This window comes from Cobetia sp. PDI-12MA, assembly GCF_059507695.1.
In genome coordinates this window covers 994,213-1,020,322 of the sequence record NZ_CM183351.1, presented here as the reverse complement: position 1 = coordinate 1,020,322, position 26,110 = coordinate 994,213, and the positions used below count along the sequence as shown (strand labels likewise).

Genomic DNA, 26,110 nt, shown 5'->3' with positions numbered 1-26,110 from the left:
GGGTCAGCACGGCGCAGCTTGCACCCTGTCGATCCTGTGGATCATTCAGGACAGCACCCAGAAGATGCCATGCAATCCGAGCGACCGACCCTGTCGGAGGCGTGTCTCGCCAGATGGCAGATGAAAAAGCCCGACCGGCTGCCTCTCGGCAGACCGGCTCTCGGTACCAGAGTCAGGCACCGGCTTCATCTGCGGGCTTCGTGTCGCCTGTCGCCGGCGCGTCCTTCAGGTAGGGCGCGAATGCCGGACTCCAGGACTGTTTGAAGCCATCATCCGTTTTGACAATGAAATAGGCGGCAATGTTCTCACGATCTGCGATCGTCATTGCCTTCTCGGCACCCAGCACGTTGAGTGCCGTGGCCCAAGCGTCCGCACTCGCGCAATCCGGCGTGATCACGGTGACCGAGGCCAGACTGTGCTGGATCGGTCGCCCGGTACGTGGATCGATCGTGTGCGAGTAACGTACGCCGTCCTGCTCGAAATAGTTGCGGTAATCACCGGAGGTGGCAACCGCAGCGTTGCCGGGATCGATGATCCGCTGCACCGAGCGCTCGAAGGACTTCGGCGCTTCGATGGCGATTCGCCACGGCTTGTGGCCGGGTTTCTCACCCTTGACGCGGATCTCGCCCCCGACTTCGACCAGATAGTTCTCGATGCCATTGGCCTCGAGCACATCGGCGACCCGGTCCACTCCATAGCCCTTGGCGATACCCGACAGGTCGGCATACACCGGCTTGCGCTTGATCACCGTATTGCCATCGAGCTCCAGCGCCAGATGATCGACCTTCTCGAGCGCCTGCGCGATCTGTTCATCGCTCGGTGCCTTGTCAAGACGCTCATCCGGACCGAAGCCCCACAGATTGACGGCCGGGCCGACGGTGATATCGAAGGCCCCGTCGGAGCGCTTGCCGATATCCTGCGACTCGGCCAGCACCTGCGCCAGGCCATCCGATAGCGTGACCGGCGTATCCAGCGGCGCCTGATTCAGCTTCGAGAGCTCCGAGGCGTCCTTGTAGGTCGACATCTGCCAGTCGACCTTGTCGAGCGCCTCGAGGCTCGCCTGCTTGAGCGATGCCACCTCATCGGCGTCCAGGTCCGCCGCCACCGTGACATGGAACCCGGTGCCGAAGATGGGGCCGGCGAAGCGATGCAACTCAGGGTTGCTGGAATTTTCACAGCCTGCAACCAGCAGGGCCAGCCCCATGAGGGCCGGCCCTGCCAGTCGTCTTGCGACGCGTGACATCATCGATCAACCACCGAAGTCATCGAGCAGGATGTTCTCCGGCTCTACACCCATGTCGGTGAGCATCTTGACGACGGCGGCGTTCATCATGGGCGGCCCGCACATGTAGTACTCGCAATCCTCAGGCGCCGGATGGTCCTTGAGGTAGTTTTCGTACAGGACGTTGTGGATGAAGCCTGTCGGGCCTTCCCAGTTGTCCTCAGGCTGCGGATCGGACAGCGCCAGGTGCCATTCGAAGTTCTCGTTCTCTTCGGCCAGCTTGTCGTATTCCTCGTTGTAGAACGACTCGCGCATGGAGCGCGCACCGTACCAGAACGACATCTTGCGCTTGGAATTCAGACGCTTGAGCTGATCGAAGATATGGCTACGCATCGGCGCCATGCCGGCACCACCACCGATGAAGACCATCTCGGCGTCGGTGTCCTTGGCGAAGAACTCACCGAACGGCCCCATCACGGTCACCTTGTCACCCGGCTTCAGCGAGAAGACGTAGGTGGACATCAGACCCGGCGGATGCTGGGAATTCGGCGGCGGAGTGGCGATACGGATGTTGAACTTCAGGATGCCGTACTCTTCCGGATAGTTCGCCATGGAGTAAGCGCGGATGACCGGCTCTTCGTTCTTGTGCTGAACGTTGAACAGACCGAACTTCTCCCAGTCACCACGATACTCTTCTTCGATGTCGAAGTCGGAGAACTTGATGTCGTAGGCCGGCGCTTCCAGCTGCACGTAACCACCGGCGCGGAAGTTGACTTCCTCGCCTTCCGGCAGCTGCAGATTCAGCTCCTTGATGAAGGTCGCGACGTTCGGGTTGGCGGTGACGGTGGTCTCCCACTTCTTCACGCCGAAGATCTCTTCCGGCACTTCGATCTTCATGTCCTGCTTGACCGGGACCTGGCACGACAGGCGCCAGCCTTCCTTCTTCTCACCCATGGTGAAGTGGGACTCTTCAGTCGGCAGGATGGAACCGCCGCCTTCCGAGATCCGGCACTTGCACTGAGCACAGGATCCACCACCACCACAGGCGGAGGACAGGAAGATGCCATTGGCGGCCAGGGTCTGCAGCAACTTGCCGCCGGCCTGGGTCGTCAGGGTGTTGGCGGGGTCGTTGTTGATCTCGATCTGGACGTCACCACTCGAGACCAGCTTGCTGCGTGCCGCGAGAATCACGAGCACCAGGCCGATAACGACCACGGTGAACATGACGACGCCGAGCACGATGATGGAGGTATCTACCATTTCGATTTCCTTATGCTCGGTTGCGTTACAGCTGGACGCCGGAGAAGGACATGAAGCCCAGTGACATCAGGCCAACGGTGATGAAGGTGATGCCCAGGCCCTGCAGGCCAGCCGGCACGTCAGAGTACTTGAGCTTCTCGCGAATACCGGCCAGTGCAGCGATGGCCAGTGCCCAACCGAAGCCGGCACCCACGCCATAGATGACGGACTCACCGAAGGTGTAGTCACGCTGTACCATGAACAGGGCCGCACCGAGGATTGCGCAGTTGACCGTGATCAACGGCAGGAACACGCCCAGCGCGTTGTAGAGCGCCGGCACGAACTTGTCGAGGAACATCTCGAGGATCTGGACGATCGCCGCGATGACACCGATGTAGGACAGGTAGCCCAGGAAGGACAGGTCGATGCTCTCCGCCCCTTCCAGACCCGTCCAGGTCAGCGCGCCTTCACGCAGCAGGTAGTTCAGGATCAGGTTGTTGACCGGAACGGTCACCGCCAGCACGACGATGACGGCCACGCCCAGACCGATCGCGGACTGGATCTTCTTGGACACCGCCAGGAAGGTACACATGCCCAGGAAGAAGGCCAGTGCCATGTTCTCGACGAACACGGCCTTGATGAACAGGCTCAGATAGTGTTCGAACATGTTACACAGCCTCCTTGATCTTGGTGTTGGCGGTAATCTTGTACTCCGCCTTCTCGACCTGCTCCGGGTAGATGCTGCGCAGCACCCAGATGAACAGACCGATGACGAAGAACGCGGACGGCGGCAGCAGCATCAGGCCGTTCGGGATGTACCAGCCACCGTCGTTGACGGTCTGCAGGATGGTCACGCCGAACAGGGAGCCGGAACCGAACAGCTCACGCACGAAGCCGACCACCAGCAGGATCACGGTGTAGCCGAGACCGTTGCCGATACCGTCGATGAAGCTCATCGTCGGGCCATTCTGCATGGCGTAGGCTTCAGCGCGACCCATCACGATGCAGTTGGTGATGATCAGGCCGACGAAGACCGACAGCTGCTTGGACGTCTCGAAGGCGAAGGCCTTCAGCGACTGGTCGACCACGATGACCAGCGAGGCAATGATCGTCATCTGCACGATGATACGGATGGACGACGGGATGTGATTGCGGATCAACGAGATGAACATGCTGGAGAACGCTGTCACCAGGCACACCGCGATACCCATGATCAGGGCGGTGTTCATCGAGTTGGTCACCGCCAGCGCGGAGCAGATACCAAGGATCTGCAGCGCGATGGGATTGTTCTTGAAGATCGGCGTCGTCAGGACACCTTTAGGAGTTTCGGCTGCCATCATTACGCTCCTTTGACGTCACGGAACTGGGTCAGGTACTTGGCGAAGCCATTCTCACCCATCCAGAACTGCAACAGGTTGGTCACGCCGTTACTGGTCAGGGTAGCCCCTGACAGCGCATCGACCTGGTACTTGGCATCCGGAGAAGACGGATTCACGCCGCCCTTCTTCAGGTGCACTTCCGGGTCCATGCTGCCTTCGGGATAGATCTTCTTGCCATCCCACTGGGCCTTCCACTTCGGATTGTCGACTTCGCCGCCAAGCCCCGGAGTTTCGCCCTGCTGGTAGAAGGAGAGACCGACCACGGTGTTGCCGTCACCCTTCAGTGCCAGATAGCCGTACATCATTGACCACAGGCCGTTGCCGCGCACCGGAACGATGATCTCGTCCGGCTGCTCGACATCGCCGACCAGATAGACCACGGAGTACTGCTCACGACGCTTGATGCCCGGCAGGTCTTCGTCACCGGACAGGGTGCGTGAGGTGGCCGGGTCCTTGGACATCTTGGCCTGGTCGTACTTCTCCGGGTCGATGTCGTCGACGTATTCACCGGTATCCAGGTCCACCACCTTGGCGGTGACCTTGTCACGGAACTGCTGACCGATGTCCTCACCCGGTTGCAGCAGCTCGGCGACCGCGAGGATGTTGCTCTTGCGGTCCAGCTCGGCATTGGTCATCTGCATCGGGCGCAGCACGACCGCTGCGGTGGAAACCACCACCGAGCAGACGATGCACAGCCCGAGCGCGACGCCGAGGGTTTTCTTGATGGAGTTGTTGCTGGCCATGTCAGACGGTCTCCTCGTTCGCGATGCCGGCAGTCTCGCGCTTGAAGCGGCGCTTGATGTTGGCCTGCACGACGAAGTGGTCGATCAGCGGAGCGAACAGGTTGGCGAACAGGATCGCCAGCATGATGCCCTCCGGGAAGGCCGGGTTGGCGACACGGATCAGCACGGTCATCACGCCGATCAGTGCACCGAATACCAGCTTGCCCTTGTTGGTCATGGACGCGGAAACCGGGTCGGTGGCCATGAAGACCATACCGAAGGCGAAGCCGCCGATGACCATGTGCCAGTACCACGGCATCTCGAACATGGCATTGGTGTCGCTGCCAATGGCATTGAACAGCGCCGAGGTCGCGATCATGCCCAGCAGGACGCCCAGCATGATTCGCCACGAGGCGATGCGCGTCCACAGCAGCACTGCAGCACCGAGGAAGATCGCCAGTGTGGAGACCTCACCCACCGAGCCCGGAATGAAGCCGAGGAAGGCGTCGGTCCAGCTCATCTGCTGCATCAGGGCACCCATGCCGTCCTGCGCGGCAGTGGAGAGCGCGGTAGCACCGGTGAAGCCGTCTGCCGGTACCCATACCGCGTCGCCGGAAATGCTGGCCGGGTAGGCGAAGTACAGGAAGGCACGACCGGACAGTGCCGGGTTGAGGAAGTTCTTGCCGGTACCACCGAAGACTTCCTTGCCGATCACCACACCGAAGGTGATACCGAGCGCGACCTGCCACAGCGGAATGGTCGCCGGCAGTGTCAGGGCGAACAGCACCGAGGTGACGAAGAAGCCTTCGTTGACCTCGTGGCCGCGACGCATCGCGAACAGCACTTCCCAGAACCCGCCGACCGCGAAGGTCACCAGATAGATGGGCAGGAAGTAGGTGGCGCCAAGGATGAAGTTGGCCCATACGCTGCCGGCATCGTGGCTGCCCGCCAGCAGCATGACGATGGCTTCACGCCAGCCGCCCAGCGCGCTGTACCCGCCAGCGATGGCCTCGTTGGCCTGCAGACCGGCGTTGTACATGCCGAAGAACATGGCCGGGAAGGTACACATCCAGACCGTGATCATGATGCGCTTCAGGTCGATGCCATCGCGCACGTGGGTGGTGCTGCGCGTGACGCTCGCCGGCGCATAGAAAATGGTGTCCACGGCTTCGTAGAGCGCGTAGAACTTCTCGTACTTGCCACCTTTGTGGAAGTGCGGCTCCAGGTTATCCAGAGTCTGTCGAATGCCCATCATCAGACCTCTTTCTCGATCGTGGTGAGGTTGTCACGCAGGATGGGACCGTACTCGTACTTGCCCGGGCACACGTAGGTGCACAGCGCGAGGTCCTCTTCATCAAGCTCCAGGCAGCCGAGCTGCATGCCGGTCTCGATATCACCCACGATCAGCGAACGCAGCAGCTGCGTCGGCAGAATGTCCAGCGGCATGACCGCCTCGTACGCGCCCACCGGCACCATGGCACGCTCGGAGCCGTTGGTGGAGGTGTTCGGGCGGTAATCGGTCAGACCGGTCAGCTTCGACAGGTAGATACCCAGCACCGAGTGACGCTTGGCGCCCATCGACAGCCAGCCCATGAAGGCACGCTTGTTGCCTTCCTCGAGCAGGCTCACCTGATTGTGGTAGCGGCTGACGAAACGCAGCGCCCCTTCGCAGGTCAGGCCGGAGAACACCGAACCGGAGATGACACGCGTGTCTTCCGGCTGTTCGACTTCGCCCTTGAGCAGCTCTTCGGTGCTGGCGCCCAGACGGGTGCGCAGCAGACGCGGCTTGGTGGCACGCGGGCCACCGACGGCGATGACGCGTGTGGTGTCCAGGCGACCTTCCGCCAGCAGCGTACCGATGGCGACCACATCCTGATAACCGACATGCCAGACCTGACGTTGCAGGCTGACCGGTGCGAGGTGGTGGATGTGCGTGCCCGGCAGGCCTGCCGGGTGCGGGCCCTTGAAGGACTCGCTGACCACACCGGAAACGTCGCCACCCGGAATATCAGCACCCGGTGCCTGGCACAGGAACACCTTGCCTTCGGTCAGACGCGTCAGTGCGACGAGGCCCTGACGGAAAGCGGCTTCCTGGCCCTTGAGCACCACGGCCGGATCCGCGGACAGCGGATGGGTATCGATGGCGGTGACGAAGATGGCTGCCGGCTTGGCATCCAGTGCCGGCACGCGCGAGAACGGGCGGGTACGCAGCGCCGTCCACAGGCCGGACTCGACCAGCTGGTCGACCACGACCTGACGTTCGAGACCTGCAATGGCGGCGTCGCCATGTGCAGTGAATTCCACAGTTTCGCCCTGCGCGTCGATCTCGATGACCACGGACAGAAGCTTGCGCTTCTCGCCACGATTGATCTCGACCACAGTGCCGGCAGCAGGCGCGGTGTAACGGACGCCCGGGGTCTTCTTGTCGGTGAACAGGAGTTGCCCCTGCTTCACCTTGTCCCCTTCGCGGACTTCCATCGTCGGCTTCATGCCGACGTAGTCAACACCCAGGATCGCTACGCGACGAACGGGCTGCGCATCCTCGATACGCTGCTCCGGCGCCCCGGCGATGGGGAGATCCAGGCCACGTTTGACTTCGATCATAGACTCGCCCAATTGTCGGATCTGATGTTGTTCAGGAAAGATCACCCATCGTAGATACGCCTCGAGGCCGATAATTGACCAGGCAACCTCGCGATTTTCGCGTATCAGGCAATGTGAATGCTTTTCTTATCAGACGGTTGGAGGTGTAGCCCAGAGATTGGACCGGCCCAAAAAAATCCGGCTCATTATAAAGATGCGAGGCCGGAAAGACCATACGACACTAAAGTGGAGCACACGCCAAAAGCGCCAACGCCCCCGCCATCAGTGAGGGCGGGGGCGTTGTAACAGCAGGTATTTATTTCAATTTTCCGTCAGTCACGCCACAGACGCGGCGCATTGACTCAGCGCGTCGGAAAGTAGCTGAAACGCACGTTGGACATGTGCTGCAGAATACGCACCACCTGACAGCTGTAACCGAACTCGTTGTCGTACCACACGTACACGACGGCCTGCTTGTCGGTGACGATGGTTGCCTGGCCGTCGACGATGCCGGAATGGCGGTTGCCGACGAAGTCCGACGACACCACTTCACAGGAATCGACGTAGTCGATCTGCTTCTGCAGCGAGGAATGCAGCGAGGCGGTGCGCAGGAAGTCGTTCATGCGCTCGGCGTCGCTTGCGGTGTTCAGCGTCAGGTTGAGGATCGCCATCGAGACATTGGGCGTCGGCACGCGGATCGCGTTGCCGGTCAACTTGCCGGAAAGTTCCGGCAGCGCCTTGGCGACGGCCTTGGCGGCACCGGTCTCGGTCAACACCATGTTGAGCGCCGCGGCACGGCCACGACGATCACCACTGTGGAAGTTGTCGATCAGGTTCTGGTCGTTGGTGTAGGAGTGCACCGTCTCGACGTGGCCCTGGCTGACGCCGTACTCGTCGTGCAGCACCTTCAGCACCGGCACGATGGCGTTGGTGGTACAGGAAGCCGCGGAGATGATGCGGTCATCATCGCTGATGTCGGTATGGTTGACGCCGTAGACGATGTTCTTCAGATCGCCCTTGCCCGGTGCCGTCAGCAGCACCTTGGCCACGCCCTTGCACTCCAGGTGCTGCCCCAGGCCAGCTTCATCGCGCCACTTGCCGGTGTTGTCGACCACGATGGCGTTGTCGATGCCGTGCGCGGTGTAATCGATCTCGGTGGGCGAATTGGCGTAGATGATCTTGATGTAGTTGCCGTTGACGATCAGCGCCGAGTTTTCCTCATCGACGGTGATGCTGCCCTCGAAAGGACCGTGCACCGAGTCGCGACGCAGCAGGCTGGCCCGCTTTTCCAGATCATCCTTGCTGCCACGCACCACGATGGCACGCAGACGCAGCAGGTTACCGCCGCCGGCCTTCTCGATCATGATGCGCGCCAACAGACGACCGATGCGCCCGAAGCCATACAGGACGACATCCTTCGGATCGCCGCCCATGCCGCCCTCGACATAGCCACCGACGATGTCGGCCAGCTCACGCTTGAGGAAGGCGGTGATGTCCGTCTCGTCAGAGCGCTTGAAAGCGACGGCCAGCTTGCCGATATCGACGTGGGCCGGGCCCAGGTTGAGCTCGATCATCGCACGCACCAGCGGGAAGGTGTCTTCCACTGACAGCTCGACGCCTTCGGCCTTGCGGACCCAACGGTGGTTCTTGAGGATGCGCACCATCGAACGATTGATCAGCGAACGCCCGTAGATGGAGGGCACGACATTGAAGCGGCGGTAGAGATCTCCCAGTAGCGGGATCATCTGCTCCGCGAGGGCTTCATTGTCCTGCCACTGCTTGAAACAGGCTTCGAGATTCTCTTGGCTCACGGGTGCATCCTCTCACGTGCGGGCAAATAATGATGGTCGTCACCGATCGTCTGGCGACGCCGGACAAGGCCAGCTGAGTATGCGTAACGCGGCTATGCACCACAATGAAAGGATGGTCGCACGCAGGGTAGTAGTGCTACAGAATCAACGATTTGACTACAAAAGCCCTCCCCCATCCCGCGCTCGGCCATCGGTGTCAACGGTGCTGAAAAGAGGATCACTTGCCCCCATGTAGCGACTGACTTGCTATGATCAAGCGCGACTCCTTTCATGGCGAGGAATGACGCTTCAGCGCCTTGCGCTGCGACAGCTTGCGGTGAAGCTCGCCTGCAAGCCGAGGCATCGCGCCTGCCTTGTCGCTCTCTTGAGCGTGTCGTGCACTCATGTGCGCGCCGTGTGCTCACCGGTGTGCCATGCACTCGAGAGACTACCTTGCGTCCATGAGTCGCTCAGCGTCATCTGCCTGCGTGGGCCGCTCACCGTGAGCGACTGACCCAGCACCTTATTCACTCGGGCCCTGCCCGTGACGTCATCCCGTGCCGTGAACGCCACAAGGCGTTGCGCCCAAGCCCAGGACACAAGACACCAGAGCCCATGTTCGAGACCCCGCTGACGCCCCCGTTGCCGCGCTCGCGCCGCGAAACCACCTTCTGGATGCTCAATGACCCCAGCGCCGCGGCGCTGGCGCTGGCGCGCCTGGCCGATGCCGATGAAGCGCCGCTGATGGTCATCACACCGGACACTGCCAGCGCCCAGCGCCTGGAAGCCGACCTGCGCTTCTATACGCGCCACCCCGAGCGCCTGCTGCCCTTCCCCGATTGGGAAACGCTGCCCTACGACAGCTTCTCGCCACATCAGGACATCGTCTCGGAGCGGCTGCGTACCCTGCGCACCCTGCAGACCAGCCGTCGCGCCATCGTGCCGGTGCCGGTCAACACGCTGATGCAGCGCCTCGCGCCGGTGGATTACATCGCAGGCCAGGTTTTCAGTCTCGCCAAGGGCGACATCCTCAATCGCGAAGACTTCCGCTCACGCCTGTCGCGGGCCGGGTATCGTGCAGTGGAGACGGTCTATGAGCCAGGCGAATATGCATTGCGCGGCGCGCTGATCGACCTGTTCCCCATGGGCAGCGAGCAACCACTGCGCATCGATCTGTTCGATGACGAGATCGACACCCTGCGGGCCTTCGACCCTGACACCCAGCGCAGTGGCAACAAGGTCGAGGCGATCGAGATTCTGCCCGCGCATGAATACCCGCTGACGCGTGGCGCCATTGCCTGCTTCCGCGAGGGCTTCGAGACGCTGTTCGATGTCGACCCTCGCCAGTGCATTCTCTACAACGACGCCATCAAGGGCATCCCCTCGCCGGGGCTCGAGCAGTATCTGCCACTGTTCTTCGACGAGACCGCGACGCTGTTCGATCACATGGGCGATGAACTGCGCATCGCCATGCTGCCCGGGGTACGCGAGGCGGCCGAGAGCCACTGGGACGCCATCACCACCCGCTACGCCAATCTGGGCGTCGATCCGACACGCCCGCTGCTGCCACCGCACCGGGCCTTCGTGCCGGTCAATGAGCTGCTGGGCCAGATCAAGCAGCACGAACGCATCGAGCTGGTACGCGAGCCCAATGCCCACGCCATCGAATTCGGTCACCAGACACTGCCGAGCCTGGCCATCGATGCGCGCAGCGCCGACCCGACTCAGGCCCTGGCCAGCTTCCTGAAGCAACGCCTGAACGGCAGACATGCCCAGCGCGTGCTGTTCGTCGCCGAGACCCAGGGTCGCCGCGAAGTCGTCGAGGAGCAGCTCACCCCGCTGCTGCGTGGCTTCGGGCTGCGTAGCCTGGATGACTTCGCAAGTTTCGAGCACTTCGTGGACAGTCCAGCCGCCGTCGGCCTGACCGTCGGTGGCCTGACGCATGGCACCTGGGTGGCCAGTGCGCAGACAGAAGATGCCCTGTCTAGCGATGATACCGACAGCCACAAGGGGCTGGTGGTCATCACCGAGACCGAGCTCTACGGCGAAGTGGTACGACAGAGCCGCCGCCAGGCGCGCGCCACCGATGACAACGAGCTGGCCGTGCGCCACCTCTCGGAGCTGCGTGAAGGCGCACCGGTGGTTCACCACACCCATGGCGTCGGCCGCTATCTGGGACTGGAAACCATCAACGCCGGTGGTCAGGAGGCCGAGTTCCTCGCGCTCGAATACGCCGATGGCGCCAAGCTCTACGTGCCGGTGGACAGCCTGCATCTGATCTCGCGCTATTCCGGCGCCAGTGACGAGCTGGCGCCGCTGCACAAGCTGGGCTCCGAGCAGTGGGAGAAGGCCAAGCGCAAGGCGGCCGAGAAGATTCGCGATACCGCCGCCGAGCTGCTGGACGTCTATGCACGCCGCGAGGCGCGTGTCGGCCATGCCTGCGACTTCCCCGCCGAGGACTACGCACGCTTCGCGGCCAGCTTCCCCTTTGAGGAAACCCCGGACCAGGCACAGACCATCGGCGCGGTGATCCAGGACATGTGCGCACCCCAGCCGATGGACCGCGTGGTATGTGGCGATGTCGGCTTCGGCAAGACCGAGGTCGCGATGCGTGCCGCCTTCCTGGCCGTCAACTCCGGCCGTCAGGTAGTGGTGCTGGTGCCCACCACTCTGCTCGCCCAGCAGCACTACGACAACTTCCGCGATCGCTTCGCCGACACCGCGGTGGAGATCTCCCTGCTGTCGCGCTTCACCAGCGGCAAGGGCCAGGAAACCTCTCTCGAGCGCATCAAGGGCGGCCAGACCGATATCGTGATCGGCACCCACAAGCTGCTTTCCAAGTCGCTGGAACTGCCCAACATGGGGCTGCTGATCATCGATGAGGAGCACCGCTTCGGCGTCTCCCAGAAGGAACGCCTCAAGAGCCTGCGCGCCGAGGTCGACATCCTGACCCTGACCGCCACGCCGATACCACGCACGCTGAACATGGCGATGAGCGGCATTCGCGACCTGTCCATCATCGCCACGCCACCGGCGCGCCGCCTGTCGGTGAAGACCTTCGTCCAGCAGCGCAACGACGGTGTGGTAAAGGAAGCCATCCTGCGTGAGCTGTTGCGCGGCGGGCAGGTCTACGTGCTGCACAATGAGGTCAAGACCATCGAGGAGAGCGCCGCCCGCATCGCGGAGCTGGTGCCTGAGGCCAATGTCGGCGTCGCCCACGGCCAGCTGCCGGAGCGCAGCCTGGAGCGGCGCATGTCGGACTTCTATCACAAACGCTTCAACGTGCTGGTGTGCTCGACCATCATCGAGACCGGCATCGACATTCCGAGCGCCAACACCATCATCATCGAGCGCGCCGACAAGTTCGGCCTGGCCCAGCTGCACCAGCTGCGCGGCCGGGTCGGGCGCTCGCATCACCAGGCCTATGCCTACCTGCTGACCCCGCATCCCAAGGCGATGACCCGCGATGCGGTCAAGCGTCTGGAGGCGATCAGCGAATCCCAGGACCTCGGTGCCGGCTTCACGCTGGCCTCCCATGACATGGAGATCCGCGGCGCGGGTGAGCTGTTGGGTGACGAGCAGTCCGGGCAGATGGAAACCATCGGCTACTCGCTGTACATGGAGATGCTGGATCGCGCCGTGAAGGCCATCAAGGCGGGCAAGACGCCCAATATCGAGTCGCCACTGGATGAAGGCGTCGAGGTCAGCCTTAACCTGCCGGCACTGATTCCGGCCGATTATCTGCACGACGTCCAGCAGCGCCTGATGATGTACAAGCGCATCAGCAACGCCGAGAACGCAAGCGACCTGCGCGAGCTGCAGGTCGAGATGATCGACCGCTTCGGCCTGCTGCCGGAACCGGTCAAGACCCTGTTCCGCCAGACCCAGCTGCGCCAGCGCGCCCAGGCGCTGGGCATCATCAAGCTGGAAGCTGGCGCCGGGCGTGGTCGCATCATCTTCGGCGCCCAGACGCCGGTCGATCCGCTGACACTGGTCAACCTGATCCAGCGCCAGTCAGACGTCTACAAGCTGGAAGGCGCCGACACGCTGCGCTTCGCCACCGACATGGATGACGCCGAGAAGCGCTTCAGCTTCTGCGAGACCTTGCTGGACCTGCTCAACGCCAAGACCAAGGCGGCCTGACGCGCCCTGCGCTGTCAGGCGCCTGGGCATGCACGTGAGCGTGAGCTAGAGCTTGAACGAAAAATGAAAACGGCCTGCATCGCGAATGCAGGCCGTTATTTCGTGCAAGCATACCCACTACCTGCTCTAAACCCTCTTCACTCCCCTACCTGAACCACCGCATCCCCCACGCTCCTCCTGAGGTCAAATAGCTCAGGCACGGCGCGCCAACAGCGCTGCCAGCAAGCACTGCACCCTCGGCATGCCGGCCACGATCACGGATTCCGTGCCCGCACGGGTCGGCTCCTCTTCACCGACGCCCGCGGCATGGCTGATCACCAGACACAGGCTGGCGTATTCCATCTCGAGCTCGCGTGCCAGCACGGCCTCGGGCATGCCCGTCATGCCGACCAGGGTATTGCCATCACGGGCCATCAGGCGGATCTCGGCGGCCGTTTCCAGCCGCGGCCCCTGCACCACGCCCAGCACCCCGCCGGCCGTGAGAGGCAGGCCCGCATCGGCCGCCGCCGCATGCAGCTCCTCACGCCAGACCCGGTGGTACGGCCAGGCGAACGACACATGCTGGAACGGCTTGAAACGCCCATCGAAGAACGACCCCTCACGGCCGGTGGTGTAATCGATCAACTGGTCCGGCACCACCAGCGTGCCCGGGGCCAGCGTCGGGTCGATGCCGGACACACAGTTGACCCCCACCACGTGGGTCGCACCCGCCTGCTTGAGCGCCCATAAATTGGCGCGATAGTTGATGCGGTGCGGCGGCACCTTGTGTGGTTGACCATGACGCGCCAGAAACAGCAGCGATTGCCCATTCAGACACCCTTCCACGACGCCACAGGATGCCGCCCCGAGAGGCGTTTCCTGCCCGCCGCGCTTTAGCACTTCCATGTCTGACCAACTACCGAACCCCGTGCCACCGATCACCGCCAGCATCGCCCGCCTCCTTGTCACCCGTGTGCAGGAATCTCCCGGGACCGGACACTCCGACCCTCAGCGAACGCTACTCCGAGCCGACCGACAACGACAAGCACAATCGTCATGCTCTGCACCAGGAGAACAGAAAAGGCCCCGGAAACGACACCACCCGCCGCGGTTGCCCGGGCGGGTGGTGAAGAGTGCCAGCGGTGACGATGCCTAGTGCAAGTGATGGCGATGACAGCAGGCGATGGCGACTGCCATCCGGCGACTCATGTCACAGACACTTGGCTTACAGCCCCTGGGCTACAGCCCCTTGGGCGCATAGATGCCCGGCGCGTTACGCCAGTAGCCCTTGTAGTCCATGCCGAAGCCGAACAGGAAGCGGTCTTCGACGTCGAGGCCACAGAAGTCGGCCTTGAAGCCCGGGTAGGCCTTGCGGTCATGCTTCTTGTCGACCAGCACACAGCTGGACACGCTGCGCGCACCGGCTTCACGGCAATACTCGAGGATCGCGGCCAGGGTGCCGCCTTCATCGAGAATGTCATCGACGATCACCACGTCGCGACCGGCCATCGGCAGCTCCGGGTTGACGCGCCAGAACAGCTCGCCGCCGCGCATCGCGCCACGGTAGCGAGTGGCGTGCAGATAATCGACTTCCAGCGGGAAGTCGAGGCGGGTCAACAGCTGGCCGGCGGTGATCAGCCCGCCGTTCATCACGCAATAGAAGATCGGCATGCGATCGCCGAGGCGTTCCGTCAGCTCAACGGCCATGCGGTCGAGTGCCACTTCAAGGTCAGCTTGCGGGATCAGGCAATCGGCATTGTCCATCACCTCACGCATTTCGTCATGCAGGGCGGTGAGGGTCTCAGGCGTCGGAGTCAGCATCGGGAGTTTCCTGGGTGTCACTGGCCTCATCTCCACGCCGGACGGGCGCAGAGGAGGATGTAGCAGCGGCGGTTGAATCAGAACGGCGGCGGGACCCGCGCGTCTGCGTGTCTGATGACGCCGCGGCATGCTCTGCCTCGGCGTCGTGTTCATGGTTGTGCCCTTCGAAGGACAGCACATCGGCAAAATGCAGACGCTGGCCAGGCAGCGCCACCTGGGCATCATGCTCACGGATGATGTCGTGCACCTTGAGCAGGACATCCTGCTTGATCGCGTGGTACTTCACCCAGTCGGTGGTGCGCGTGAAGACATAGACGAAGAAATTCAGCGAGTGCTCACCGTAGGTGGTGAAGTTCACGATCTGGGTGCGCGTCTGGTCGATCTCGTCATGGCCTTCCAGCATCTCGCGTACCGCGGCAACGATGGGGCCGATCTGGGCGGCATCCTCATAGCGCAGCCCCACGGTCTCGAAGATGCGGCGATTGTACATGCGTGACGGATTCTCCACCGAGATGCTGGTGAAGATGGCGTTCGGCACGTAGAGGGGCCGCATGTCGAAGGTGCGGATGCGCGTCAGGCGCCAACCGATATCCTCGACGGTGCCCTCGATCTCGCGGTCCGGTGATCGGATCCAGTCGCCGACCTTGAAGGGCCGGTCGAGATGGATCATCAGGGCGCCGAAGAAGTTGGCCAGCAGATCCCGCGCCGCAAAGCCGACCGCGATACCGCCGACACCGCCGAAGGCCAGCACCCCGGACAGCGAGACGCCGAGATTCTGCAGGATGGCCAGCCCCACCAGCACGACCACGACCGCACGCAGCAGCTTGCTGATCGCCGAGGCCGTGGTGGCATCCATCGCGTTGACGTTGGTGCCGGGCGGCGGCATGGTGCGCAGCGCCTCGAAGCGCTTGACCATGCGGATCAACGCCCAGGCCAGCGCCAGCAGGGTCACGATCTGGCGCGCCGTGCCCAGGTAATTCTCGGCCTCGCCGAGGCTGAACTGGCCGGCGATGATGCCGAGCGCCAGCAACCCCCCCATGCTGTAGAGCCAGAATGACAAGGGATGACGCAGGCCATGTACCAGGGCGTCATCCCACAGGTTGCGACTCTTCTCGGCATGCGCCGCCAGACGGGTGAGCACCACTCGCTCGATGAGGTGCAGCAACAGCACCGCCAGCAGCAGCAGAGCGAGATTGATGCCCCACAGCGGCAGGCCAAAGGTCTGCTCGACCCATTGCCGCAGCGGCTCGACCCATTGATTGATCATCTCTTCGGCAGGCGCTGCCAGTTTGTCGGCAGCAGCCTCGGTGGCGGATTGCTCAGCCATGGGAATTCCTTGCCAGTCTTCGACTCGAAAAAGGCACCGCGTGCCTGATTATTACGCGTTACCGGACTCAGAGGCCGACCGTGCATCAGACGCCTCGGTGCTGCCTAGCGTGCCCGAAGGCATGGCGACCTGCTGTGATGCCTGACTGGCCGCCATCGATTCGAGCCGCGCGTGGGTGCGCCGCCAGCGTGACAGCCCCACCAGACCATCAAGCGTCGGGCGAGCCCGTGCATAGCGCAGTCGCGCCTGGCGCTTGCCTCGGTGGCGCTGCTCATCATCATCGAGGCTGTCGAGCACTTCGCGCGCGGCGGCGGGGTCATTGCAGACCAGCGCCATGTCGCAGCCAGCGTCCAGCGCCAGGCGCGCACGCTCTGCCGGGCTGCCTTCCGCGACGGCCGCCGCCATGCCGAGATCATCGGAGAAGATGGCGCCCTTGAAGCCGAACTCTTCGCGCAGCAGGCCCAACCAGCTGGGCGAGAAGCCCGCGGGACGTGCATCGAAATCCGGATAGACCACATGCGCCGGCATCACGCCGCCCAGGCGCTCGGCGAGGGCCGCGAAGGGCTTGAGATCATGCTCGCGCAGCTCGCGGAACGGACGCGGGTCGACCACGCGCTCCAGGTGGGTATCTGCCGAGATGCCACCATGCCCCGGGTAGTGCTTGCCGACGGCGGACATGCCCGCCTCCTGCAGCCCGTCGATGAAGGCACCGCCCACCGCGATGACGTCTTCCGGCGTGGCGCCGAAGCTGCGATCGCCAATGATGGTCGAGCCCGCCACATCGATATCCAGTACCGGCGCAAAGGTGATATCACAGCCGATGGCTGCCATTTCCATGCCCAGCAGCCAGCCGGCATCGCGTGCCAGACCCAGGCCTGCGGCCTGGGCGTCTTCGCCGCAGCCATCACAGTCACGCCCGAGACAGCATTGCGCCAGGCTGCGCATCGACGGCAGGCGTGTCACGCCCTCGCGCAGGCGCTGGACGCGCCCGCCTTCCTGATCGATGGCGATCAGCAGGTGGGGATTGACGCTGCGAATCTCGCGGCTCAGCTCCAGTACCTGCTCGGGAGAGGCACAGTTGCGCGCAAACAGGATGACGCCCCCGACGGCAGGGCGTGCCAGCAGTTCACGTTCGTCGCGGGCGAGGGTCAGCCCCGCAACATCGACCATTACGGAGCCCAGTGGCTGTGTCATGTCATCCTTCCTGTCCATGGCCTGCGGCAGTGATATCCCGTGAAGAGAGGATTCACGACCGCCGGGACTTCATGTCTTTTACGGGGCTCGGCAGCCTGGAAGAAACACGATGAATCAGGCTGCCAGCGCGAGGAAAGGCGCAATTCTAGCCGACTGAACCCCTATCGAACAGTCGCGGCCAGCTGCGCCCCGGCAAGGGGCTGTCACCCAGGTTCCGGCGGCAGCTCATGGAGGGTATCAGACTCGTACACCAACGCCTTCAGGGATGCAGCAGCACCGGAGTGCCTGGCACAGCCTCGGCAAAGAGTCGCAGCAGGTCATCATCGCGCAAGCGAATGCAGCCGTGGGACGCCGCTATCCCCATGGGCTCCGTGCTGGGCGTGCCATGAAAATAGATGTAGCGGCGCAGGCTATCGACCCGCTCACCGCGGGCATTGCGACCGCGATTGATGCCCGGCTCGCGGCCACTGAGCCATAGAATGCGCGTCAGGATCCAGTCACGCTCTGGATGCTCCTCGGCAAGCTCGGGGGTGAATACCTCGCCCGTGAAGCGCCGTCCGCGATAGACGGCGCCACGCGGATTGCCCGCCCCGATGGCGGCACGAATCACATGCCAGCCGGTTGGCGTGCAACCGCTGCCATCGAGCTCGCCGATACCGTTGAGGCCGCTGGAGATCGCGCAGGCGTGCACCAGCGCGTCAGGGGCAGCCGCGCAGGGCGGCGCATCACGACTGCCACTCGGCGCGTCATTACGTATCTCAAGGCTCTGGCGCGAGAGATCCACCGCTACCCAGCAGGCCATCAGCTGGCCGCCTGGGTGACCGCCTCACCATCCCCGAGCGAGGCCGGCAACGGCGCTGCCATCGCCGCGACCACCACCGGACGCATGTGCTGGATCAGCTCACGCACCGTGGTGTGATGGCCATACTCGGCCTCCTCGATATCCCGCAGTGCATCCAGGCCCGAGAAGGTGAAGATCACGCTACCGAGCATGAAGTGCAGGCGCCAGAAGCGCTCGTTGTCCGGCAGATCAGGGGTCGCAAGCTTCAGAAGCTCGGCGAAGCGGCTGAAGACCGTGCCGTAATGCTCGCGGATATAGCGCCGCATATGGCCCTGACCCTGAGTGTAGGCAAGCCCGAGCAGGCGCATGAAGGTGCGCAGGCTGTTGCGCTCGGCCGGCACCTCCAGCACGGTACGCGCCATCACCTCCAGCAGGACCTCAAGCGGCACCTGACGCCCGGCGTATTGCTGCTCGACACTGTCGAGCGCCGCGTGGAAACGCTCGCTGAACGGATCGAGATAGCGCGCGAAGACCGCCTGGATCAGCGATTTCTTGGACCCGAAGTGGTAGTTCACCGCCGCCAGATTGACCTTGGCCTTGCTGGTGATGTTGCGCAGTGAGGTCTCGGCGAAACCACGCTCGGCGAACAGCACCTCGGCAGTATCGAGGATGCGGGTAACGGTATCGGTCTGGGCCATGGGCGGAACCCTTGTCAGGTAGAAGAGGACTGGAGTCGTAGGTCACGACGCAAGCGCCGCGCGGCGACTCTCTCATGAGGTGGTGCAGGTACACCGGAAGGCCACGTACCATATCGGCTCGTTTGTTCACGACACACGTGAGTACGACACATCCGAGCCCTGCCATCGGCGAACATTCGTTTGAAACACTTTGATTCTAGCGCGCCATGTCACGACTGACAATTCTCTCGCGTTTCAAACGCCAAAGGTTTAGTCGAGCCTGATATTCCTTCAATGCAGACCGTTCCGATTCAAGGACTCGCCGTGCTCGGTGACAGACCACCCCGCAGGGCCACACCGGATTGCCCTCTCGACAGCTTGCCTTGGATATCGACAAGCCAAGTCGGCAGACAGCGATATCTCGACGACTACCTGCCCTTTGAGGCCTCCACACAAGCCACGATGCCTTGCATGACTGCCATGACTGGATACAATGACAGTTGTATGGATGCACACCCCGTGCCGTCAGCTCAAGATGCCGCCCAGGCCAAAGGCAATGCCATGACCCAGCCGCTTACTCCGCGCCAGCAGGATGTCTTCGACTTCATCATCAAGACCATCAAGTCCTCTGGCTACCCGCCGACGCGGGCCGAAATCGCCCAGGCGCTGGGCTTCCGCTCGCCGAATGCCGCCGAGGAGCATCTGCGTGCCCTCAAGCGCAAGGGCGCCATCGAGATGGTGCCGGGCACCTCACGCGGCATTCGCGTGCCGTCGCTGGCTGACGTCGACGACAGCGCCAACGATGGTCTGCCGGTGATCGGGGAAGTGGCCGCCGGCAGCCCGATTCTTGCCAGCGAGCATATCGACCGTCACTGCCCGCTGCCGAGCGACTACTTCTCGCCGGCTGCCGACTACCTGCTGCGTGTGCGCGGCGTGTCGATGAAGGATGTGGGAATTCTGGAAGGCGACCTGCTGGCCGTGCATCGCACCACCAGCGTGCGTGACGGGCAGATCGTGGTGGCACGCCTGGGAGATGAAGTCACCGTCAAGCGCTTCCGCCGTGACGGGCACTATGTGTGGCTGGAAGCCGAAAACGAGGACTTCTCACCGATCAAGGTCGACCTGCGCACGGACAGCCTGGAGATCGAGGGCCTCGGGGTAGGTGTCATCCGCGATGGTGGCCTGCACTGAGGTCTTGACCAGCTGCACTTTGAGCAACCTAGCGTTGCCCAGCAGCACTTTTCCATCAGGGCTTTTCTCGCAGAGCTTTTCTCGCAGAGCCCTGGGCAACAGGAAAGCCGTACGCATTGCACAAAAAACCCGCCTCGAGGCGGGTTTTTTGTGCGCGAAGCGCGAGCGATGCATCAGTGCACGATGCCTTCTGACTGCTCATCCTCGTCTTCTTCGCCATCCCAGAGGCGAGTCCGGGTGATGGCGTGGTCGATCATCTCACGCGCGACCTCGAAACGATTGTCACGCAGCAGATCAGCGGCCTCGTCTGAAATGCGAATGCTGAGCAGCGGCTCACCTTCGCTTTCCGCGGCGCGCAGAATCACTTCACCATCTTCCATTTGCACAATTTCAAGTACGGCGGGATCGGACACGTCATTCCTCCTGCACGGCACCTCGTGAGATACCGGCGTCGTTGTAATCGTCAGCGCGACGGCTGGCAAGCCCGGCACCGCGTTGCCATCAGCGACGCAGAAAAAAGTACGACCACAGCCAGAGCCATGGTCGTACCGGAGAGTGCAGGGCTTGCCACAATGCGATCAGTCTAGCACCCGTGAAGGCGAAACGTCACCCGATCGCCATGCGCCAGTCATCACCAGCGTGCAGCGCCATATCAGCGCCTTGACCTACCACTCGACGCTCGACTCGCGCAGCTGCGGCAGCAGCGCCTTGAATGCCGTGATGGCGGCGCTGAGACGCTCGGCCAGCGAGTCGCTCGAGGCTGCCGCGATGATCAGACCATCACCCCGCGAACGCGATTCCTCGCGGCGAGCGACGCCACCCTCTTCATGCAGACGGGTCACATCCGCGATCAGCTCAGACAACCAGCTGTCAGGACGTTCCAGCAGGCTGCGCAGCTGCTCGACCTCGGCAATGGGCGTCGGTGGTGTGGCCAGGCGCTCGCGCCAGCTCCCCTGCGGCCAGCGCGCCGTCACGGCACACTCTTCCAGCAATGAGGCCAGCGCCAGCTCCAGCAGGGCGAGCGCGCCCTCTTCACCGGCCATGCGACGCGCCACGGCATGCTCATCGTCGCCAGAGACCGCTGACTGGGCCAGCAGCAACTCGGCCTGATACAGCAGCTGATTGGTACGGGCACGCTGGCTCATCAGCTCTTGGCTCCCTTGCGCTTGTCCTCGACGACCCAGCGGCCGTTGTCGTAGGTCGCCTTCCAGCCGGTCGCCTTGCCATCTTCATCGGTCATGACGTACTGAGCCTTGACCTTGCGCGAGAAGCGAATCTGTGCAGGACGTCCATCCGGGTCCTGATCCGGGGCCTCGAGAATGAAGTGATACTTCTCCGGCAACTCGTCGGCGTGCGCCTTGAGCTCCTTGACCAGCGGCGGGCGCGTCTCGCGATTCTTGGGGAACTGGCTGGCCGCCAGGAACAGGCCACTGGCGCCGTCGCGCAGCACGTAGTGGTCCTCGACCTTGACGCAGGCAAGTTCCGGCATCGGAATCGGGTCCATCTTCGGCGGCGCCACTTCACCGGACTTGAGCAGCTTGCGGGTATTCTTGCAATTCTCGTTGGTGCAGCCGAAGTACTTGCCGAAACGCCCGGTCTTGAGCTGCATGTCGGAACCGCACTTGTCGCACTCGATCACCGGGCCATCGTAGCCCTTGATGCGGAACTGACCTTCCTCGACCTCGTGACCGACACAGTCCGGGCTATTGCCGCAGACGTGCAGCTTGCGCTGCTCATCGATCAGGTAGCTGTCCATCGCGGTGGCACAGATCGGGCAGCGACGCTTGGCGCGCAGCGCATCCGTCTCGGCATCTTCACCGGCATCGGCCGCCACGGCCTCATCGCCCGGCAGCAGATCGATGGTGGTCTTGCAGCGCTCCTTGGGCGGCAGGTTGTAGCCGGAACAGCCCAGGAACACCCCGGTCGAGGCGGTACGGATCTGCATCTCACGCCCGCAGGTCGGGCAGGCGATGTCCGTCGGCACCGGCTGGTTCGGACGCATGCCCTCTTCGGACTGGGCGTGGTCCAGCTCGGCCTTGAACTCGGCGTAGAAGGTGTCCAGCAGCTCGCGCCAGTTGCGCCCGCCGTTGGCCACCTCATCGAGGTAGTCTTCCATGCGCGCCGTGAAGCCGAAGTCCATCAAATCCTTGAAGGACTCGCTGAGGCGATCGGTGACGATGTCGCCCAGTTTCTCGGCATAGAAGCGGCGGTTTTCCAGCGCCACGTAGCCACGGTCCTGGATGGTGGAGATGATGGCGGCATAGGTGGACGGACGACCGATACCACGCTTTTCCAGCTCCTTGACTAGGCTGGCCTCGGTGTAACGCGCCGTGGGCTTGGTGAAGTGTTGCAGCGGCTGCAGCTCGACCAGGTCCAGCTTCTCGCCGATGGCAAGATCCGGCAGCGACTGGTCCTCTTCCTTCTTGCCCATCGGCTTCATGACACGCGTGTAGCCGTCGAACTTGAGCACACGGCCCTTGGCGCGCAGCTCATAGCCATCCACTTCGATGGTCAGCGTGGACGACAGGTATTCGGCCGGCAGCATCTGACAGGCCACGAACTGGCGCCAGATCAGCTCATACAGACGCTCGGCGTCACGCTCCATGCCGACGAGATCCGTCGCACGGCGCGACACTTCGGAAGGACGAATCGCTTCGTGCGCTTCCTGGGCGCCTTCCTTGCTGGAGTAGACGTTGGCCGCTTCAGGAAGGTAGTTGCTGCCGTATTCTTCGCTGATGAAGTCGCGCGCCGTGGCCACCGCGTCCGCCGACAGATTGGTCGAGTCAGTACGCATGTAGGTGATGTAACCCGCCTCGTAGAGACGCTGGGCCATCATCATGGTCTTCTTGACCGAGAAGCCGAGACGACCACTGGCCGCCTGCTGCAGGGTGGAGGTGATGAATGGCGCGTTCGGCTTGGAGCGCGTCGGCTTGTCTTCACGATTGGTGATCGCGAGTCTGGCGGTGCGCAGCGCCGCGATGCGATCCATCGTCTCCTTCTCGCTGGTCGGACGGAAGGCCTTGCCATCCTGACGTGCCAGCTCGAAACGGATCGCCTCACCACTGGCGGCGGCCAGCTCAGCGTGGACATCCCAGAACTCTTCGGGGATGAAGGCGCGGATCTCGCGCTCGCGCTCGACGATCAGACGCACGGCGACCGACTGCACACGACCGGCGGACAGACCACGGGCGACCTTGGCCCACAGCAGCGGCGAGACCATGAAGCCCACGACGCGATCCAGATAGCGGCGCGCCTGCTGGGCATGCACGCGGTCCATCTTCAGCTCACCCGGCTCATCGAAGGCTGCCGTGATCGCCTTCTTGGTGATCTCGTTGAACACCACGCGCTTGTAACGCGAATCGTCGCCACCGATGGTCTCGCGCAGGTGCCAGGCAATCGCCTCACCTTCGCGGTCAAGATCCGTCGCGAGATAGATGGTGTCGGCCTTCTCGGCCAGACGCGTCAGCTCGGAAACGACCTTCTCCTTGCCGGGCAGGATCTCATAATGCGCCTCCCAGCCATTCTCCGGGTCGACCCCCATGCGGCGGATCAACTGGGTCTTGGCCTTCTGTGCCTTGTGAGCCGCCTTGGCCTCGGGCGACATCTTGCGAGTCTCCGCCGCCTGACGGGCACGTTCCTTGGGGTCGGTGGCCTGCTTGCCGCTACCGCTGGTCGGCAGGTCGCGGATGTGCCCGACACTCGACTTCACCACGAAGTCGTTGCCGAGATACTTGTTGATGGTCTTGGCCTTGGCAGGCGACTCGACGATCACCAGTGACTTGCCCATGGTTGCTCGCATCTCCTGGCCGGCGCTGATTGCGCCGGCGAATGACTCGTCGCGCTGGGTTTTGTCCCAGCCGAAAAATGCGCCTACCCTACCCCAGCATTTCAGCGCTGACCAGCAATGTTGAGACTGACGCCTCGACGGGACGGCTCGACAGGGTGCCTCTGCGACAGCCTCGAGACATGCCCTGCCACCCGCCACGTCAGCATGCGGCTTGCGCCGAATGACATCGACAGCCGTCAGGCATGTGGTCGCGGGCAATCCGGCCTCCGAGCCGGGTTTGAGCATAGGTCACCAGCACATGACCGCGGTCAACGGGTCCGGTACAGGGGCCTGCGTTGGGCCGATGAGCGGAAATTTCGCTCAGCAGGGTATTGCCACTATATAGGTAGCACTGGAATGGCTGTCAGTGAAAGCCAGCCAGCGGACATTGGCGTGACGGGGCGGTCACCACGACGCTGCCGCAGAGCCTGCGTCGCCTGGCTGTCAGGCGTCGAAATGGCGGGCCGCCCCGCATGACGTAGCGCGACAGACCCTTAGGCCCCAGCCCGTGTCCGCGTACCCACGGCAACGTATTCGCAACAATCTCTCGGCAGACTTCACGCCCCCCTTGCAGTCCCGATCGTGATCACGAGAATGGACAACGACAGCCGACGATACTCGACAGGCTCCCTTTCAGCCTTCAATGTAGTAAAATGACAACAACCTGGTTTGCGTTTTCAGCCAGTCCATCACGCCAGTGTTCAAGGAGTATGCTTTCATGCCGCACGCGTTCAACGGCCCGATCCGCCGCACCAAGATTGTCGCCACTCTCGGCCCTGCCAGTGACAAGCCGGGTGTGCTCGACGCGATGATTCGTGCCGGAGTCGATGTGGTACGCCTCAACTTCTCCCACGGTAGCCCCGAAGATCACCGCATGCGCGCCGAGGCCGTACGCCAGGCCGCCGCCGCCCAGGGCCGCAGCGTCGCCGTGCTGGGCGACCTGCAGGGTCCGAAAATCCGCATCGCGCGCTTCAAGGATACCGCCGTCAAGCTGAGCGAAGGCCAGTCGTTCATCCTCGATATCGGCCTGGGCCGAGATGAAGGCACCGCCGAGCGCGTCGGCTGTGACTACCAGGAACTGGCCGATGACGTTGCCACGGGCGACGTGCTACTGCTCGACGATGGCCGTGTGGTGCTCGAGGTCAATGAGCTCAAGGGCAACGAGATCCACACCACCGTCAAGGTCGGCGGCAAGCTGTCCAACAACAAGGGCATCAACAAGCAAGGCGGTGGCCTGTCTGCCGAAGCCCTGACCGACAAGGACAAGGCTGATCTGAAGACCGCCATCGATATCGGTGTCGACTATCTGGCCGTGTCCTTCCCGCGCAGCGGCGCCGACATGCAGCTGGCACGTGAACTGCTGGGCGAGGAAGGCCGTGACATCGGCCTGATCGCCAAGGTCGAGCGCGCCGAAGCCGTCGCCGACGACGCCGTGCTGGATGGCATCATCCTCGCCAGTGAAGGCGTGATGGTGGCGCGTGGCGATCTGGGCGTCGAGATTGGCGATGCTCAGCTGATCGGTGTGCAGAAGCGCATGATCCGCCGCGCGCGCAGCCTCAACCGCGTGGTCATCACGGCCACCCAGATGATGGAATCCATGATCAGCGCGCCGCTGCCGACCCGCGCAGAAGTCTTCGACGTCGCCAATGCCGTGCTCGACGGCACCGACGCCGTGATGCTGTCGGCCGAGACCGCCGCTGGCGACTTCCCGGTCGAGACCATCGAGACCATGGATCGCGTCTGCCTGGGTGCCGAACGTGAGCGTGCCGCGCAGGAATCCCAGCACCGCATCCACGAAGGCTTCAGCAAGACCGACGAGACCATCGCGCTGTCCGCGATGTATGCCGCCAACCACCTGACCGGTGTCGTGGCCATCGTGTGCATGACGGAATCCGGCTATACCCCGCTGATCGCCTCGCGCATCCGCTCCGGCCTGCCAATCGTCGGCCTGGCACAGGATCAGAAGACCCAGCGTCGCATGGCGCTCTACCGTGGCGTGGTGTCACTGCCCTTCGATTCCAGCGAATTGCCGGCGGCGGAAATCAACCGCCGCGCCATCGCGGAACTGGAAGCTCGCGGCATCGCGACTCGCGGTGACCTGGTGATCCTGACCCGTGGCGACCAGATGAACGCACATGGCGGCACCAACACCATGAAGATCGTCACTGTCGGCAGCACCATCGACTGATCGGCCTCGCTGGCCTCCCGCCCCAGGCCTTTCGGGGCGGGAGGCCAG

20 protein-coding genes are annotated in these 26,110 nt (G+C 63.1%); 3 read left to right on the top strand and 17 right to left on the bottom strand.

The window, feature by feature from the left end:
• Nucleotides 1-172 precede the first annotated feature (172 nt).
• The 8 genes from AC5WNI_RS04385 to AC5WNI_RS04350 form a co-directional block, all read right to left on the bottom strand.
• The gene (locus AC5WNI_RS04385; RefSeq protein WP_254626939.1) at nt 173-1,246 is read right to left on the bottom strand and encodes an FAD:protein FMN transferase; all 1,074 of its coding nucleotides are present in this window, start codon (nt 1,244-1,246) and stop codon (nt 173-175) included.
• Nucleotides 1,247-1,249: 3 nt separating this feature from the next.
• The gene (nqrF, locus tag AC5WNI_RS04380; protein WP_043331915.1) at nt 1,250-2,482 is read right to left on the bottom strand and encodes an NADH:ubiquinone reductase (Na(+)-transporting) subunit F; all 1,233 of its coding nucleotides are present in this window, start codon (nt 2,480-2,482) and stop codon (nt 1,250-1,252) included.
• Between the two features lie 25 nt (nt 2,483-2,507).
• Nucleotides 2,508-3,128 carry an NADH:ubiquinone reductase (Na(+)-transporting) subunit E gene (gene nqrE, locus AC5WNI_RS04375; protein ID WP_043331916.1) on the bottom strand — a complete coding sequence of 207 codons (621 nt, stop codon included), beginning with the start codon at nt 3,126-3,128 and terminating at the stop codon, nt 2,508-2,510.
• 1 nt (nt 3,129) lies between these two features.
• Nucleotides 3,130-3,798 (bottom strand): NADH:ubiquinone reductase (Na(+)-transporting) subunit D, encoded by a 669-nt coding sequence (locus AC5WNI_RS04370; RefSeq protein WP_043331917.1) that lies wholly within the window; start codon nt 3,796-3,798, stop codon nt 3,130-3,132.
• Nucleotides 3,799-3,800: 2 nt separating this feature from the next.
• Nucleotides 3,801-4,583, bottom strand: a complete 783-nt coding sequence (locus tag AC5WNI_RS04365; RefSeq protein WP_175088221.1) for a Na(+)-translocating NADH-quinone reductase subunit C — start codon at nt 4,581-4,583, stop codon at nt 3,801-3,803.
• A 1-nt stretch (nt 4,584) separates the two neighbouring features.
• The gene (locus AC5WNI_RS04360; protein ID WP_495928801.1) at nt 4,585-5,817 is read right to left on the bottom strand and encodes an NADH:ubiquinone reductase (Na(+)-transporting) subunit B; all 1,233 of its coding nucleotides are present in this window, start codon (nt 5,815-5,817) and stop codon (nt 4,585-4,587) included.
• Nucleotides 5,817-7,166 carry a Na(+)-translocating NADH-quinone reductase subunit A gene (locus tag AC5WNI_RS04355; protein ID WP_495928799.1) on the bottom strand — a complete coding sequence of 450 codons (1,350 nt, stop codon included), beginning with the start codon at nt 7,164-7,166 and terminating at the stop codon, nt 5,817-5,819. Before AC5WNI_RS04355 ends, AC5WNI_RS04360 begins: the two co-directional genes overlap by 1 nt.
• A 341-nt stretch (nt 7,167-7,507) precedes the next feature.
• Nucleotides 7,508-8,956: a glyceraldehyde-3-phosphate dehydrogenase gene (locus AC5WNI_RS04350; RefSeq protein ID WP_043331922.1), complete on the bottom strand. Its 1,449-nt coding sequence runs from the start codon at nt 8,954-8,956 to the stop codon at nt 7,508-7,510.
• A 594-nt stretch (nt 8,957-9,550) separates the two neighbouring features.
• On the opposite strand from AC5WNI_RS04350, the gene mfd reads away from it, so the two are divergent.
• Entirely contained in the window at nt 9,551-13,078 is a 3,528-nt protein-coding gene (mfd, locus tag AC5WNI_RS04345; RefSeq protein WP_495928797.1) for a transcription-repair coupling factor, read from the top strand.
• Between the two features lie 192 nt (nt 13,079-13,270).
• Here the strand turns inward: mfd and AC5WNI_RS04340 are convergent, their stop codons facing one another.
• From AC5WNI_RS04340 to AC5WNI_RS04315, 6 genes are all read right to left on the bottom strand, one after another.
• Complete coding sequence (locus AC5WNI_RS04340; protein ID WP_495928795.1) at nt 13,271-14,008, bottom strand: S-methyl-5'-thioinosine phosphorylase; 738 nt, start codon at nt 14,006-14,008, stop codon at nt 13,271-13,273.
• 288 nt (nt 14,009-14,296) lie between these two features.
• A complete protein-coding gene (locus tag AC5WNI_RS04335; RefSeq protein WP_043331927.1) occupies nt 14,297-14,878 on the bottom strand; it encodes a hypoxanthine-guanine phosphoribosyltransferase in 582 nt (193 codons plus the stop codon).
• On the bottom strand, nt 14,859-16,205 hold the full coding sequence (locus tag AC5WNI_RS04330) for a mechanosensitive ion channel family protein (RefSeq protein WP_495928792.1): 1,347 nt from the start codon (nt 16,203-16,205) through the stop codon (nt 14,859-14,861). The genes AC5WNI_RS04335 and AC5WNI_RS04330 overlap by 20 nt, the downstream gene beginning before the upstream one ends.
• A gap of 51 nt (nt 16,206-16,256) precedes the next feature.
• The gene (nagZ, locus tag AC5WNI_RS04325; RefSeq protein ID WP_495928790.1) at nt 16,257-17,399 is read right to left on the bottom strand and encodes a beta-N-acetylhexosaminidase; all 1,143 of its coding nucleotides are present in this window, start codon (nt 17,397-17,399) and stop codon (nt 16,257-16,259) included.
• A 259-nt stretch (nt 17,400-17,658) separates the two neighbouring features.
• Complete coding sequence (locus AC5WNI_RS04320; RefSeq protein ID WP_175088226.1) at nt 17,659-18,201, bottom strand: L,D-transpeptidase; 543 nt, start codon at nt 18,199-18,201, stop codon at nt 17,659-17,661.
• Nucleotides 18,201-18,878 (bottom strand): TetR/AcrR family transcriptional regulator, encoded by a 678-nt coding sequence (locus AC5WNI_RS04315; RefSeq protein ID WP_043331928.1) that lies wholly within the window; start codon nt 18,876-18,878, stop codon nt 18,201-18,203. Before AC5WNI_RS04315 ends, AC5WNI_RS04320 begins: the two co-directional genes overlap by 1 nt.
• Before the next feature lie 540 nt (nt 18,879-19,418).
• Here AC5WNI_RS04315 and lexA point away from each other — a divergent pair.
• Nucleotides 19,419-20,048, top strand: a complete 630-nt coding sequence (lexA, locus tag AC5WNI_RS04310; RefSeq protein ID WP_166019261.1) for a transcriptional repressor LexA — start codon at nt 19,419-19,421, stop codon at nt 20,046-20,048.
• A 173-nt stretch (nt 20,049-20,221) separates the two neighbouring features.
• On the opposite strand, the gene AC5WNI_RS04305 is transcribed toward lexA, so the two are convergent.
• The 3 genes from AC5WNI_RS04305 to topA all read right to left on the bottom strand — a co-directional run bounded on the left by AC5WNI_RS04305 (nt 20,222) and on the right by topA (nt 23,835).
• A complete protein-coding gene (locus AC5WNI_RS04305; RefSeq protein ID WP_052384340.1) occupies nt 20,222-20,461 on the bottom strand; it encodes a hypothetical protein in 240 nt (79 codons plus the stop codon).
• Nucleotides 20,462-20,713: 252 nt separating this feature from the next.
• Nucleotides 20,714-21,193 carry a DUF6586 family protein gene (locus AC5WNI_RS04300; protein ID WP_175088228.1) on the bottom strand — a complete coding sequence of 160 codons (480 nt, stop codon included), beginning with the start codon at nt 21,191-21,193 and terminating at the stop codon, nt 20,714-20,716.
• Nucleotides 21,193-23,835 carry a type I DNA topoisomerase gene (gene topA, locus AC5WNI_RS04295; RefSeq protein WP_285460159.1) on the bottom strand — a complete coding sequence of 881 codons (2,643 nt, stop codon included), beginning with the start codon at nt 23,833-23,835 and terminating at the stop codon, nt 21,193-21,195. Before topA ends, AC5WNI_RS04300 begins: the two co-directional genes overlap by 1 nt.
• Before the next feature lie 757 nt (nt 23,836-24,592).
• On the opposite strand from topA, the gene pyk reads away from it, so the two are divergent.
• Nucleotides 24,593-26,062, top strand: a complete 1,470-nt coding sequence (pyk, locus tag AC5WNI_RS04290) for a pyruvate kinase (protein WP_285460158.1) — start codon at nt 24,593-24,595, stop codon at nt 26,060-26,062.
• Nucleotides 26,063-26,110 lie beyond the last annotated feature (48 nt).